At 69.2% G+C, this 13,842-nt stretch carries 13 protein-coding genes and 1 pseudogene; 12 read left to right on the plus strand and 2 right to left on the minus strand.

Going from position 1 to position 13,842, the window contains the following annotated elements:
- Positions 1–73: 73 nt before the first annotated feature.
- The 9 genes from LI92_RS10030 to LI92_RS10070 all read left to right on the plus strand — a co-directional run bounded on the left by LI92_RS10030 (position 74) and on the right by LI92_RS10070 (position 8,276).
- Positions 74–925: a DUF1707 SHOCT-like domain-containing protein gene (locus tag LI92_RS10030; RefSeq protein WP_052740753.1), complete on the plus strand. Its 852-nt coding sequence runs from the start codon at positions 74–76 to the stop codon at positions 923–925.
- Positions 926–1,048: 123 nt separating this feature from the next.
- On the plus strand, positions 1,049–1,591 hold the full coding sequence (locus LI92_RS10035) for a PadR family transcriptional regulator (RefSeq protein ID WP_046318492.1): 543 nt from the start codon (positions 1,049–1,051) through the stop codon (positions 1,589–1,591).
- A gap of 77 nt (positions 1,592–1,668) precedes the next feature.
- The gene (locus tag LI92_RS10040; RefSeq protein ID WP_046318464.1) at positions 1,669–2,760 is read left to right on the plus strand and encodes an inositol-3-phosphate synthase; all 1,092 of its coding nucleotides are present in this window, start codon (positions 1,669–1,671) and stop codon (positions 2,758–2,760) included.
- A gap of 25 nt (positions 2,761–2,785) precedes the next feature.
- Positions 2,786–3,670, plus strand: a complete 885-nt coding sequence (locus LI92_RS10045) for an Rv0045c family esterase (RefSeq protein ID WP_046318466.1) — start codon at positions 2,786–2,788, stop codon at positions 3,668–3,670.
- Between the two features lie 67 nt (positions 3,671–3,737).
- Positions 3,738–4,535, plus strand: a complete 798-nt coding sequence (locus tag LI92_RS10050; protein ID WP_046318468.1) for an LLM class F420-dependent oxidoreductase — start codon at positions 3,738–3,740, stop codon at positions 4,533–4,535.
- Complete coding sequence (locus LI92_RS10055) at positions 4,517–6,301, plus strand: ABC transporter substrate-binding protein/permease (RefSeq protein ID WP_046318470.1); 1,785 nt, start codon at positions 4,517–4,519, stop codon at positions 6,299–6,301. The genes LI92_RS10050 and LI92_RS10055 overlap by 19 nt, the downstream gene beginning before the upstream one ends.
- Positions 6,298–7,041 (plus strand): amino acid ABC transporter ATP-binding protein, encoded by a 744-nt coding sequence (locus LI92_RS10060; protein WP_046318471.1) that lies wholly within the window; start codon positions 6,298–6,300, stop codon positions 7,039–7,041. Before LI92_RS10055 ends, LI92_RS10060 begins: the two co-directional genes overlap by 4 nt.
- Before the next feature lie 57 nt (positions 7,042–7,098).
- Positions 7,099–7,611 (plus strand): MarR family winged helix-turn-helix transcriptional regulator, encoded by a 513-nt coding sequence (locus LI92_RS10065; protein ID WP_046318473.1) that lies wholly within the window; start codon positions 7,099–7,101, stop codon positions 7,609–7,611.
- The gene (locus LI92_RS10070) at positions 7,611–8,276 is read left to right on the plus strand and encodes an SDR family oxidoreductase (RefSeq protein WP_046318474.1); all 666 of its coding nucleotides are present in this window, start codon (positions 7,611–7,613) and stop codon (positions 8,274–8,276) included. The genes LI92_RS10065 and LI92_RS10070 overlap by 1 nt, the downstream gene beginning before the upstream one ends.
- 11 nt (positions 8,277–8,287) lie before the next feature.
- On the opposite strand, the gene leuS is transcribed toward LI92_RS10070, so the two are convergent.
- A complete protein-coding gene (leuS, locus tag LI92_RS10075) occupies positions 8,288–11,173 on the minus strand; it encodes a leucine--tRNA ligase (protein WP_046318475.1) in 2,886 nt (961 codons plus the stop codon).
- 185 nt (positions 11,174–11,358) lie between these two features.
- Between leuS and LI92_RS10080 the strand changes: the two genes are divergently transcribed.
- Together LI92_RS10080 and LI92_RS10085 are read left to right on the plus strand one after the other, a co-directional pair.
- A complete protein-coding gene (locus LI92_RS10080; RefSeq protein ID WP_082109653.1) occupies positions 11,359–12,318 on the plus strand; it encodes an LpqN/LpqT family lipoprotein in 960 nt (319 codons plus the stop codon).
- 23 nt (positions 12,319–12,341) lie between these two features.
- The gene (locus LI92_RS10085) at positions 12,342–12,785 is read left to right on the plus strand and encodes a hypothetical protein (protein ID WP_046318477.1); all 444 of its coding nucleotides are present in this window, start codon (positions 12,342–12,344) and stop codon (positions 12,783–12,785) included.
- Positions 12,786–12,804: 19 nt separating this feature from the next.
- On the opposite strand, the gene LI92_RS10090 is transcribed toward LI92_RS10085, so the two are convergent.
- Positions 12,805–13,419, minus strand: coding sequence for a YqgE/AlgH family protein (locus LI92_RS10090; RefSeq protein WP_046318478.1), 615 nt, complete (start codon positions 13,417–13,419; stop codon positions 12,805–12,807).
- 107 nt (positions 13,420–13,526) lie between these two features.
- Here LI92_RS10090 and LI92_RS10095 point away from each other — a divergent pair.
- A pseudogene (locus LI92_RS10095) lies at positions 13,527–13,842 on the plus strand (MFS transporter); the annotation flags it as partial.

The following is a 13,842-nucleotide window of genomic DNA, read 5'->3' on the forward strand; positions in this document are numbered from 1 at the left end:
TCAACGCCCCTAACCGGCCACAACCGGCGGATTCGTGATCACCGCGGGGCACGATTCTTTTACTATCGTCGCCGTGGCAACGCGACAGACCGCAGGCACCCGAGCCAAAGACAGTGACCGCGAAGACGTCTGTCGAAACCTGGACAGCGCCCTCGCCGATGGCCAGCTTTCCAGCGCCGAGCATCAGGAACGGATCCGCGCGGCAACGCGGGCCGTGACCTTGGGCGACCTTTACGCCCTGGTCAGCGACCTGCAGGCCCAAGCCGCGCCGGTCAAGCTGCCCACCCTGCACGGCCCCTCGAAGTTCGCCGAGCACGGTGCCGCGCTCAAGGCGCTGGGCGCGCTGGCCGGCGCGCTGCTGCTCGGGATGGTCCTGGGCTGGGCGTTGTACGGGAATACCAGCTCGCCGCTGAACTTCACCTCCGACCCGGGAGCCAAGCCGGACGGCGTCGCGCCGGTGGTGCTGACCCCACCACGGCAGCTTCAGTCGCTCGGGGGGCTCACCGGCCTGCTGGAACAGGCCCGCCAGAAATTCGGCGACACCATGGGCTACCGGCTGGTGGTCTATCCGGACTACGCATCCTTCGAACGGCCCGATCCGACCGAAGAGCGCCGCAAACTGGACTACCCCTACCGGGGCGGCTGGGACGACCCGTCGACCACGTCCAAGGGCACCAACGACGTTCTGGTCGATGTGAGCGCCTTCGACGCCAAGGCCGCGGTCGGGATTCTGCGCGGGGGCGCTGAAACCCTCGGCATCAAGCCGGCCGATGTGAAAAGCACCTACCTGATCGTCGATCCCGCCCAGGACCCGACCACCCCGGGCGCGCTGGCGCTGTCGGTCTACATCTCCAGCGACTACGGCAGCGGTTACATCGCCTTCGCCGGCGACGGCACCGTCAAGCGCATCAACTACCCGTCCTGATCTGACCGTTTCCCAACGCTGACGAGCACGGCGCCGGTAGCCACTTGGGTCCGGTTATATCGGCGCGATACTATTGCGCGAACCGTCGAACGGTCGTAGCTACGCCATCAGGAGGTGATCGGAGTGCTGGAGCTTGCCATCTTGGGCTTGCTGCTCGAGTCTCCGATGCACGGCTACGAACTGCGGAAGCGGTTGACCGGTCTGCTGGGTGCGTTCCGGGCGTTCTCCTACGGCTCGCTGTATCCCGCCCTGCGGCGGATGCAGGCCGCCGGGGTGATCGCCGAAGACGCCGCGCCGACGGGAACCCCGGTGCGCCGGGCCCGCCGCGTGTACCGGCTGACCGACGCCGGCCGTCAGCGGTTCAACGAGTTGGTGTCCGACACCGGCCCGCAGAACTACACCGACGACGGCTTCGGCGTCCACCTGGCGTTCTTCAACCGCACCCCCGCCGAGGCTCGGATGCGGATTCTCGAAGGCCGCCGCCGGCAGGTGGAAGAACGCAGGGAAGGCCTGCGCAACGCGGTAGCACGGGCCAGCAACTCGTTGGATCGCTACACCCGTCAGCTGCACCAGCTCGGACTGGAATCCAGCGAGCGGGAGGTCAAGTGGCTCAACGAGCTGATCGCGGCCGAACGCGTGTCGCAGGGCCGGGCCGAACAACCCTGATCCGCCGGACGCGGACCTCGGGGGGGAACCACAACACAGCACGTCAGCAGTGAAAGCAGATAAAGGAGAGCGTCGAAATGACTGAGCAAACGACGGATGTGCGGGTCGCCATTGTCGGCGTCGGTAACTGCGCGTCCTCGCTGGTCCAGGGCGTCCAGTACTACCAGAACGCCGATGACACCTCGACGGTCCCCGGCCTGATGCACGTGCGCTTCGGCCCGTACCACGTCCGCGACGTGAAGTTCGTCGCCGCGTTCGACGTGGACGCCAAGAAGGTCGGCTTCGACCTGTCCGAGGCCATCTTCGCCTCGGAGAACAACACCATCAAGATCGCCGACGTACCGCCGACCAACGTCATCGTGCAGCGCGGCCCGACCCTCGACGGCATCGGCAAGTACTACGCCGAGACCATTGAGGTCTCCGACGCCGAGGCCGTGGACGTGGTGGCGGCGCTGCGCGAGGCCAAGGTCGACGTGCTGGTCTCCTACCTGCCGGTCGGCTCGGACGAGGCCGACAAGTTCTACGCCCAGTGCGCCATCGACGCCGGCGTGGCGTTCGTCAACGCGCTGCCGGTCTTCATCGCCTCCGACCCGGTCTGGGCCAAGAAGTTCGCCGACGCGGGCGTGCCGATCGTGGGCGACGACATCAAGAGCCAGGTGGGCGCCACCATCACCCACCGCGTGATGGCCAAGCTGTTCGAAGACCGCGGGGTCACCCTGGACCGCACCTACCAGCTCAACGTGGGCGGCAACATGGATTTCAAGAACATGCTCGAGCGCGAGCGTCTGGAATCCAAGAAGGTGTCCAAGACCCAGGCTGTGACGTCGAACCTGACCGGCTCGCTGGCCGGCAAGGTCGAGGACAAGAACGTCCACATCGGGCCGTCCGACCACGTGGCCTGGCTCGACGACCGCAAGTGGGCCTACGTCCGGCTGGAGGGCCGCGCGTTCGGTGACGCACCGCTGAACCTGGAGTACAAGCTCGAGGTGTGGGACTCGCCGAACTCGGCCGGCATCATCATCGACGCGGTGCGCGCCGCCAAGATCGCCAAGGACCGCGGCATCGGCGGCCCGATCATCCCCGCCTCGGCCTACCTGATGAAGAGCCCGCCCAAGCAGCTGCCCGACGACGTCGCACGCGCCGAGCTGGAAGAATTCATCATCGGCTAGATCACGCACTCGCCGCGGGGGGGAAATGACTGACGACGAGCTGGCCGGCCTCTCGGAGTTCGCGCTGTTGCGCGGCAATGCCGAGCAGGCCGGTCTCACCGGGCCCTTACCGGTGGTAGAACGCATCGACACCGGGGAGATCAGCGCACTGCGGTGGGGGGCGACCCGGCCGCGGGTGGTGTTCCTGCATGGCGGCGCGCAGAACGCGCACACCTGGGACACCGTCATCCTGGGGCTGGGGGAGCCCGCGCTGGCGGTGGATCTGCCCGGACACGGCCGCTCAGCGTGGCGCGACGACGCCGACTATTCGCCGCAGCGCAACGCCGCCACGCTGGCGCCGGTGCTGCACGAGCTGGCGCCCGACGCCGAGCTGGTGGTCGGAATGTCACTGGGCGGGTTGACCGCTATCCGGTTGGCGGCCACCGCGCCGGAGCTGGTGCGGCGGTTGGCGCTCGTGGATGTCACCCCCTCGGCGTTGCAACGCCATGCCGACATGAGTGCCGCGCAGCGCGGGACGGTCGCATTGGCCCGAGGGGAACGGAGCTTCCCGGATTTCGCCGCGCTGCTGGCCGTCACCAAAGCCGCCGCGCCGCACCGGGATGCCGAATCGCTGCGGCGCGGGCTGCTGCACAACCCCCGCCGGCTGCCGGACGGCAGCTGGACATGGCGCTACGACACGATGCGCTCCGTCGGCGACTTCACCGAGCTGTGGGCCGATGTCTCGGCGATCACCGCCCCCACCACCTTGATCCGCGGCGGGGACTCGGCGTTCGTCACCGCCGACGACGTCGCCGAGTACGCCCAGCGTTCGCCGGGCCTGACCACACACGTGGTCTCCGGCGCCGGGCACTCGGTGCAAAGCGATCGGCCGCGGGTCCTGGTCGAGCTGCTGCGCACCACCCTTGCCTGATACCGGCGGGGGCGGAGCCGGCCGCAACCGCCGAACGACCCATCGCTTCCGGGGATAAGGTGACCAGATGGCCCGACCCATCCGCATCGGGGTGCAACTACAGCCGCAACACGCGCCGCATTACGGCGCGATCCGTGACGCTGTCCGGCGGTGCGAAGACATCGGCGTCGACATCGCCTTCAACTGGGACCACTTCTTCCCGCTGTACGGCGACCGAGACGGTCCGCACTTCGAGTGCTGGACGATGCTGGCCGCCTGGGCCGAGCAGACCTCTCGCATCGAGATCGGTGCCCTGGTGACCTGCAATTCCTACCGCAACCCGCAACTGCTGGCCGACATGGCCCGCACCGTCGACCACATCGGCGGCGGCCGGCTGATCCTGGGTATCGGCGCGGGGTGGAAGCTTCGGGACTACCGCGAGTACGGCTACGACTTCGGGACCGCGGGCAGCCGGCTCGACGATCTCGCGGACGCACTGCCGCTCATCAAAACCCGCCTGGCTCAGCTCAATCCGCCACCCACCCGCGCGATCCCGACACTGATCGGGGGCGGCGGCGAACGCAAGACACTGCGCCTGGTCGCCGAGTACGCCGACATGTGGCACAGCTTCGCCGACGCCGACAGCTATCCGCACAAGGCGCAGGTCCTGGCCCGGCACTGCGCCGCCGTCGGGCGTGACCCCGGCGAGATCGAACACTCCGCGGCGGTCGGCGGCGAGACCGGGCGCTCCCCCATCAGCGACGTGCTCGCCGAGGCCGACGCGTTGACGGCGCTGGGAGTGCGCCTGTTGACCATCGGCAGCAGCGGGCCCGACTACGACCTGAGCGCCGCCGAGGCGCTGTGTCGATGGCGCGACCAGCGCTGAGGCTGGCGGCGCTCTTCGCCACCTGGGCGATCGTGGCCGGTATGGCCGCGGCGCCACCGGCCGGTGCCAGGCCGGATCTGTGCACCCCGCCCGGGCAAGAGGCCGCCGTCGCCTTGCCGATCAACCTTGCCAACGCCAAGCGGCCACGCGAAGACAAATACACCACCGCCGGTGTCGAGCCGCTGAGCTCGATCGACGTGACCAAGCTGGGGCTGTCCACCCCCGGGGTGCTGACGGTCGGCACCCTGACCGAAAGCCCGCCGACCAACTGCATCACCGCCGGCGGCCGCTACAGCGGGTTCGACAACGAGCTGTTGCGGGCCATCGCCAAAAAGCTGGGCCTGCGAATCCAGTTCATCGGCACCGACTTCTTCGGAATGCTCGCCCAGGTGGAGTCGGGCCGATTCGACGTCGGTTCCGCCTCGATCAACGCCACCGAGGAACGCCGCCGCACGGTCGGCTTCACCAACGGCTACGACTTCGGCTACATGGCGCTGGTGGTCCCGGCCGGCTCCGGCATCTCCGGCTATGACGCGCTGGCCCGGGGTCAGCGGATCGCCGTGGTTCAGGGCACCGTGGAAGACGCCTATGTGGTCGACACCCTCGAAATCGAACCGGTGCGCTTCCCCGACTCGATCACGCTGTACGCCAGCCTCAAAAGCCGCCAGGTCGATGCGTGGGTGGCGCCGTCGCTGACCGCGCTGAACCTGCTCAAGCCCGGCGACCCGGCACAGATCATCGGCTACACGTTCACTCCGGCCGGCTTCGAGGCCTACGCGGTGGCCAAGGGAAACCAGGCGCTGATCTCGGCGCTCAATTCCGGCCTGGACGCCGTGATCGACGACGGCACCTGGCCGCAGCTCTTCACCGACTGGGTGCCGCGGCCCCTGCCGCCGGACTGGCGGCCGGGGTCGAAGTCGGCCGCCACGCCGCATCTGCCGGACTTCGCCGCGATCGCAGCCCGGCATCATCGGCCCGAGGCCGACCAGAGCTATGCGCCCAAATCGACACTGGCGCAGCTTCGTGACTCCTTCTTCGACTGGCAGCTGTATCGGCGCGCCCTGCCGGAGCTGATCAAGACGGGTCTGCCCAACACCTTGCTGCTGACCATCAGTGGCGGCGTCATCGGCTTGGTGGCCGGACTGGGCCTGGCGGTCGCGGGGATTTCGCGCAGCCGGTGGCTGCGCTGGCCGGCCCGGGTGTACACCGACATCTTCCGGGGCCTGCCCGAGGTCTTGATCATCCTGCTGATCGGCTTGGCGGTTGGGCCCCTGGTGGGCGGACTGACGCACAACAATCCCTACCCGCTGGGCATTGCGGCGCTGGGGCTGACGGCCGCGGCCTACATCGGGGAGATCCTGCGCTCGGGCATTCAGAGCGTGGAGTCCGGCCAGCTGGAGGCCTCGCGCGCGCTGGGCTTCGGTTACCCGGCCGCGATGCGGCTGGTGGTGATCCCGCAAGGGATCCGGCGGGTGCTCCCAGCGCTGGTCAACCAGTTCATCGCGCTGCTGAAAGCCTCGGCGCTGCTGTACTTCCTGGGCCTGGTCGCCGGTCAGCGGGAACTGTTCCAGGTGGCCCGCGACTACAACGCCCAGACCGGCAGCCTGTCTCCGCTGGTGGCGGCGGGCCTGCTGTACCTGGCCCTGACCATCCCGCTGACGCATCTGGTGAACGTCGTCGATCAGCGGTTGCGGCGCGGGCGTCCCGCCGAACCCGACGACTCCGTGGAGCTGCGCCCGGCGATCTCCAGTCAGGAGATGACGTGACGGCTAAACCTCGAGACCCGGTATCGCTGACGGCCAAAGGGATTCAGCTGTCCTTCGGCAAGAACCAGGTGTTGCGCGGGGTGGACCTCGACGTGCCGGCGGGCACCACCGCGGCGGTGATCGGACCGTCCGGTTCCGGCAAATCAACGATGCTGCGCACCTTGAACCGGCTGCATGAACCCCACGCCGGCGATATCCTGCTGGGCGGCCGTTCGGTGCTCACCGACGACCCCGACCGACTGCGCCAGCGCATCGGGATGGTGTTCCAGCACTTCAACCTGTTCCCGCACCGCAGCGTGCTGGACAACATCACCCTCGCGCCGCGCAAGCTGCGCGGCATGCCCGACGACGCCGCACGCGAGCTCGCGTTGGGACTGCTGGACCGCGTCGGGTTGCGAAACAAGGCCCGCGCCCGGCCGTCGGCGCTCTCCGGCGGCCAGCAGCAGCGGGTGGCGATCGCCCGCGCGCTGGCGATGGAGCCGCAGGTGATGTTGTTCGACGAGGCGACCTCCGCGCTGGACCCGGAGTTGGTCAAGGGGATTCTGGCGCTGATCGCCGAACTGGGCGCCGACGGCATGACCATGGTGGTGGTCACCCACGAGATGGGCTTCGCGCGCTCGGCCTCGGACACGGTGGTCTTCATGGACCGGGGCACGGTGGTCGAGTCCGGCCCGCCCGATCAGATGTTTGACCAGCCGGCCACCGAGCGGCTGCAGAAATTTTTGTCTCAGGTGTTGTGACAGCAAACTTCGGCGACTGTCACCCCTAGTGGATGCGGCCCGTTAGACTGGCGAACTATGACGGAGGGCACGGCCGATACGCCGCAGGTGACGGCGGTCGCGGAGAGCTTGCACCGCTCGCTGTCCCGATTGTTCGCGATACTGCGGCGCGGCGATGTCAGCGGCGGCACGCCGACCGGCGAGCTGACGCTGGCTCAGCTGTCGATCCTGGTCACGCTACTCGACCGGGGACCCATCCGGATGACCGAGCTGGCCGCCCACGAACGCGTCCGTACCCCCACCACGACGGTGGCGATCCGCCGGCTGGAGAAGATCGGGCTGGTCAAGCGCAGCCGGGATCCCTCCGACCTTCGTGCGGTCCTGGTCGACATCACCCCGGAGGGGCTGGCGAGTCACCGCGATTCGCTGGCAAACCGGCACGCCGCCCTGGCGGCGATGCTGAGCAAGCTCAGCCAAGAGGAGCTGGACACGCTGACCCGGGCGCTGGAGCCGTTGGAGCGGCTGGCCACCTGCGACCTCGCCGACGCGGCCCCCGCCGAGGACGCGGACTGCCCGGTGGACTGCGGTTGATGCCGACAGCCCTGATCACCGGCGCCGGCGGTGGTATCGGTTCGGCGATCGCGGCGGCACTGGCGCCCACCCACACCCTGCTGCTGGCCGGCCGGCCGTCGGAGCGGCTGGACGCCGTAGCCCAGCGCCTGGGCGCCACAACCTGGCCCCTGGACCTCGCCGACACTGAGGAGATCGAGGCGGCCACCGAGATCGTCGACGAGCTCGATGTGCTGGTGCACAACGCCGGGGTGATGCTGCCCGGGGCGGCCGGGGAGTCCTGCATTGAGGAATGGCGGGCCACCTTCGAGGTGAACGTGTTCGGCGCCGTGGCGCTGACCCTGGCGCTGCTCCCCGCCCTGCGCCAGGCCCGCGGACAGGTGGTCTTCATCAACTCTGGTGCCGGCCAACGGGTTTCCGCGGGGATGGCGTCGTATTCGGCGAGCAAGTTCGCGCTGCGGGCGTTCGCGGATTCGCTGCGCAATGACGAGCCGGCCCTGCGGGTCACCACGGTCTACCCCGGTCGGGTAGACACCGAGATGCAACAGGACCTGGTGGCCTATGAGGGCGGCGAGTACGACGCGGGCCGCTTCCTGCGGCCCGAAACCGTCGCCGAAGTGGTGGCCGCCGCGCTGCGCACCCCGGCCGAGGCCCAGCTACAGGAAGTGGTGGTCCGGCCGCACTGAGGCACGACCGCTCACACCACCAGGTTGACCAATCGGCCCGGCACCACGATCAGCTTCTTCACCTCAGCGCCGGACAGGAACGCCTGCACCTTCTCGTCGGCCAGGGCAGCGGCCTTGATCGTCTCGGCGTCGGCGTCGGCCGCGACCGTGACCAGTCCCCGCTTCTTGCCGTTGACCTGGACCGGGTAGTCCACGGTGTCGGTCACCAGATAGGCCGGGTCGGCCTCCGGGAACGGTCCGTGCGCCAGGGAGGAATCGTGGCCCAGCCGCTGCCACAGCTCCTCGGCCAGGTGCGGCGCCAGCGGCGCGAGCATCAGCACCAGCGGTTCGACGGCTGCCGGCGGAACGGAGTCGCGGTGCTGTTTGGTCAAGTGGTTGGTGTACTCGATCAGCTTGGCTGCCGCGGTGTTGTTGCGCAGTGCCGCATAGTCTTCCGAGACCCCGACGATGGTCCGGTGCAACAGTCGCAGCGTCTCGAGGTCCGGTTCGCCGTCGAGCACCCGGGTGTCGCCGGTCTCCTCGTCGACCACCAACCGCCACACCCGCTGCAGGAAGCGGTGCGCGCCCACCACGTCCTTGGTGGCCCACGGACGCGACATCTCCAGCGGCCCCATCGACATCTCGTAGACGCGCAGGGTGTCCGCGCCGTAGCTGTCGCAGATCTCGTCGGGCGACACCGAGTTCTTCAGGCTCTTGCCCATCTTGCCGAACTCGGCGAACACCTCGGTGTCGCCGTCGGCGCCCGGAAGGTAGAACTTCCCGTCGCGCTCCACCACGTCGGCCGCGGCCACATAGGAGCCGCGGGCGTCGGTGTAGGCGGCGGCCTGGATGTAGCCCTGGTTGACCAGCCGACGGTAGGGCTCGCGCGAGCTGACGTATCCGAGGTCGTAGAGCACCTTGTGCCAGAACCGGGAATACAGCAGGTGCAGCACCGCGTGCTCGACGCCACCGACGTAGAGGTCCACCCCACCCGGGTCGTCGGGGCCGTGCTCGGCCGGCCGCGGCCCCATCCAGTAGGCCTCGTTCTCGGGCGCACAGAATCGTTCGGCGTTGTGCGGGTCGGTGTAGCGCAGCTCGTACCAGGAGCTGCCGGCCCACTGTGGCATCACATTGGTGTCGCGGGTGTAGGCCTGCAGACCGTCGCCGAGATCCAGATCGACATGCACCCACTCGGTTGCCTTGGCCAGCGGCGGCGACGGCTCGCTGTCGGCGTCGTCGGGGTCGAACAGCACCGGCGAGTAGTCCCCCACGTCGGGTAGCTCAACCGGCAGCGCCGCCGAGTCCAAGGCGTGCGGTCGGCCGTCGTCGTCGTAGACGATGGGGAACGGCTCTCCCCAGTACCGCTGCCGCGCGAAAAGCCAGTCACGCAGCTTGTATTCGATGCGCGCCCACCCGCGGCCGTCGGATTCCAGCCGCTGCGTCATGGCCTTCTTGGCCTCGTCGACGCTCATTCCGTCCAGCGGGCCGGAGTTGACCAGGGTGCCGTCGCCGGCGTAAGCCGCCTCTGAAACATCGCCGCCGGCAATGACTTCCAGTATGGGCAAGCCGAACTCGGCGGCGAACTCCCAGTCCCGCTGGTCGTGTCCGGGGACCGCCATGATGGCGCCGGTGCCGTAGCCGGCCAGCACATAGTCGGCGATGAAGATCGGGATCTGTTGACCGTTGGCCGGGTTGGTGGCGTAACTGCCCAGGAACACACCGGTTTTGGTCTTGTTCTCCTGGCGTTCCAGGTCGGACTTCGCCGCGATCGCCTTCCGGTAGTCGGCGACAGCCGCGGCGGGGTCGGCCGCACCGTAGGTCCAGCGCTGGTCCACCCCGTCGGGCCACGCCCCGACGGTCAGCCGGTCGACCAGCTCGTGCTCGGGTGCCAGCACCAGATAGGTGGCGCCGAACAGGGTGTCGGGGCGGGTGGTGAAGACTTCGATGTCCACCGCCTGACCGTCGGTGGCGATGGCGCCGAACAGTGCCGCCGCCCCGGTGGAGCGTCCGATCCAGTTGCGCTGCATGGTCTTGACCTTCTCCGGCCAGTCCAGCACGTCCAGGTCGTCGAGCAGTCGGTCGGAGTAGGCGGTGATGCGCATCATCCACTGCCGCAAGCGCTTCCGGAAGACCGGGAAGTTGCCGCGATCGCTGCGCCCGTCGGCGGTGACTTCTTCGTTGGCCAGCACGGTGCCCAGCCCGGGACACCAGTTGACCATCGAGTCCGAGCGGTAGACGAGCCGGTGACCGTCGATGACGTCGGCGCGCTCACCGGCCGACAGGCTTGCCCAGTCCCGGCCGTCGGCCAGGGCGCGTGCTCCGGAGTCGAATTCGGCGATCAGCTCACTGATCGGTCGGGCCTTGTTCGTGCTGGTGTCGAACCAGGCGTTGTAGATCTGCAGGAAGATCCACTGCGTCCACTTGTAGAAGTCGACGTCGGTGGTGGAGAAACTGCGCCGGGTGTCGTGGCCGAGTCCCAGGCGCCGCAGTTGCCGGCGGAAGTTCTCGATGTTGGCCTCGGTGCGGATCCGCGGGTGCGTGCCGGTCTGCACGGCGTACTGCTCGGCGGGCAGGCCGAACGCGTCGAAGCCCAGGGCGTGCAGCACGTTGTGACCGGTCATCCGGAAGTACCGGGCGTAGACGTCGGTGGCGATGTAGCCGAGCGGGTGCCCGACGTGCAAGCCGTCGCCGGACGGGTAGGGAAACATGTCCTGGACGAACATCTTGTCGGCGGGCACCGCCGAGCCGTCCGCGGGTGCCAGGGAGCCGACCGGGTTGGCGACGTGGAAGGTCCCCTCGCGTTCCCACCGCTGCTGCCAGGTGTCTTCGACCCGGCCGGCCAGCGCCGCGGTGTAGCGGTGCGGGGGTGTCTGGTCGCTGGGGTCGCCGGGTCCCTGGGCGGTCGGGGCTTCGTTCACCTCAACAGGGTAAAGGGCACGGTTTCCGGGGCCGTTCGGCACAGCTTGGTATCGGTTGGATTGCGACCCGGTGAGGGCTTCGTTCCAGGTCGGTTGCGGCCCTGGTAGCACCGTTGCCGCCTGGCTACCGTCGTCTCACGGCTTGGAGGCACCGTTGCCCAGCCCGCCCCGGAAGGACCCTGGAGATGACGAACACCGTGCACCGCTGGCGACTTCTTTTCGGCTGCACCGCCGTCATGGCGGCGGGCTTTGCCGGTATGCCGACCGTCGCGGCCGATCCGTTGGCCCCGGCTCCGTCGAACCCCTACGGGCCGCCCGCCCACGCGGCGTCGGCTCCGGTGACCGTCCCGCTGCCGGCGTCGCCGCGGCCGGCGGCCCCCGCACCGGTGGCCCCCGCACCGGCGGCCATGCCGAGTACCGCGGGTGCCGTCGCGGCACCGGTACCGGCACCGCAGAGCGTCCTGCTGCCGGCCACGTCCGGCACCTTGCGGGACTACTTCGCGGCCAAGAAGGTGCAGTTGGAGCCGCAGCAGGCCGCCGGCTTCAACGCGCTGAACATCACCCTGCCGATGCCCGCGGGCTGGACCCACGTTCCCGACCCCAACGTGCCCGACGCGTTCGCCGTGATCGCCGACCGGCGCGGCGGGTCGCTCTACACCCCCAACGCGCAGGTCGTGGTGTACCGGCTGGACGGCCAGTTCGACCCCAAAGAAGCCATCACCCACGGCTTCGTCGACAGCCAGTCGCTGATGGCCTGGCAGACCACCAACGCCTCGCTGGAGGACTTCAACGGGTTTCCCTCTTCGATCATCGAGGGGACCTACCGCGACGGTGACTTGACGCTGAACACCTCGCGGCGCCATGTGATCGTGCCCAGCGGTGACGGCGCGCATCTGGTGTCGCTGACCGTGACGACCGGCGCGGGACGCGCCATCGGCATCGCCCCGGCCACCGACGGGATCGTCAACGGCTTCCGCGTGGAGCTGCCCGGCGACACCCCGCCGCCCGTGGCACCCGCGGCGCCTGCCCCGCCGGTGCAGTCGGGCACGGTGCGTCACCAGCTGGGCACCATCCCGCTGCCCGCCGCGCCGCCCGCCCCGGTGCAGTCCGGCACGATCCGCCACCAGGTGGGCACCGCCGGCTGACCAGCGGATCGTATTGTGGACCCATGCTGATCATGGGTGTGTTGTGCCTGGTTGCGGCGGTTGTCTCGCTGGTGTTCGGGGCGCGGACCTTAGCGCGGCCGCTCACCGGTGATCCCGAACAGCTGGTGTTGCGGGCCGTTGCGCCCGCCCAGATCGCCGTCGGGGTGATTCTGGGCACCGGGGGTCTGCTGGTCCTGGCCGGCCCGGCCTCGATGGCCCTGCTGGCACTGATCATCTCCATCACCGGCGCGCTGGCGACCCTGGCCGCCGGCGCCTGGCAGGGCGCCCGCTACGCGGCGCGGCTCTCGGCCGACACCGCCGCCGCCGGCGGTTGCTGCGACTCGGGCTGCGGCTGCGCAGACAACGCACCGGTCGTGGAGACCGGCTGCGGCGCAGGCTGCGGGTGCTCGGCCGGGGCGCCGCCGGAGCCGGCCTCCGGGTGCGGCGGCGGTTGCGGCTGCTGCTGAGCCGGCCGGGCGGTGGGCGTCAGTTGCGGCTGATGTCGATCGGGTGGGTCGCCAATAACGCGGTGGGCCACGGTTGCCGTCGCAGCGCCCTCCCCCACAGGTCCACCCGCGGCGGCACCAGCACGTCGGAGGGCAGTGCCGACAGCACAATCCAGTCGTCGCGCTCGATCTCTCCCTCGAGCTGGCCGATGGTCCAGCCGGCGTAGCCGGCGAAGATCCGTACGCCCTCCACGTAGGGCGCGATGGTCTCCGGATCGGCGTCGAGGTCGACCATCACCAGCCGGCCGTCGACATGGCGCAGGCCCGGCGCGTCATGGGGTTCGGCCCCGACCCGCAGCAAGCCCAGGCACAACGCGGCATCACGTTTGACCGGGCCGCCGATGAACATGGTCTTGGGTTTGGCCGCCAGCTCCGACCACTGCGGCAGCACGTTGTAGACGGCGGTCTCGCTGGGGCGGTTGAGCACCACACCCAACGTGCCGCCGTCGTTGTGCTCCACCACGTAGATCACGGTGCGGCGGAAGGTGGGTTCGAGAAGGTCCGTATTGGCCAACAGCAGCGTGCCTGCCCGCACCCGATGCGCAGCGGGCGCGACGAACTGTTCGGCGTCCTCGGGTTCTTCGGATTGGGCCATTTTCCCATCATGGCACCCGGGGCCGTCCTTCGTGCTGTGCTGTGCCGAACATCGGCCCGACCGCAACATTTGTAGTCTGGTTGGAAGCCGCTGCCGCGCCGCCGCCCGTGTCTGGAAGAGGTTCTGTGGTAGATACCCGCGTTCCCGCCACACTGTGGCGGTCGACGCGCGGCCTGCCGGAGTTTCGCCGTTTGCTGGCGCTGCGCGCGGCCAGCCAGTTCGGCGACGGCCTGTTCCAGGCGGCGTTGGCCGGCGCGCTGCTGTTCAACCCCGACCGGGCGGCCTCGCCGTGGGCGATTGCGGGCGCTTTCGCCGTGTTGTTCCTGCCGTATTCGGTGCTTGGGCCCTTCGCCGGCGCGCTGCTGGACCGCTGGGACCGGCGGCTGGTGCTGGTGGTGGCCAACGTCGCCCGGCTGGTGCTGG

This window comes from Mycobacterium sp. UM_Kg1, from assembly GCF_000972925.1.
In the GTDB taxonomy this organism is placed as follows: Bacteria; Actinomycetota; Actinomycetes; order Mycobacteriales; family Mycobacteriaceae; genus Mycobacterium; species Mycobacterium hiberniae.